This window comes from Nocardiopsis prasina DSM 43845, from assembly GCF_000341265.1.
GTDB lineage: Bacteria > Actinomycetota > Actinomycetes > Streptosporangiales > Streptosporangiaceae > Nocardiopsis > Nocardiopsis prasina.
Window position 1 is genome coordinate 1 of the sequence record NZ_ANAE01000215.1, and the last position, 239, is coordinate 239.

Sequence of the window (239 nt, forward strand, 5' to 3'; positions counted from 1 at the left end):
ATCGCACCGTTGAGCACCGAACCGAAGACCAGGTCCTCCGGCGCCTCCCAGACCACGAGCGAGCGGCCGCCCCGCCGGAACTCCGCGACCGCTTCCGCCACCCCCGGAGCGTCCACCGCGAACCCGTGCAGGGCCATCACGACCTCCACGCCCACGCCCCGCTGACGGGCCACCTGCCGCAGCGCGAACCGCACCATCTCCGGTCGCCGCGTGCACAGCACCACCGACACCGAGGGCTC

The 239-nt window shown here is 73.6% G+C and carries 1 pseudogene; it reads right to left on the reverse strand.

From position 1 onward, the window contains the following. Positions 1-239 (reverse strand): annotated as a pseudogene (locus tag D452_RS29115) (glycosyltransferase); the annotation flags it as partial.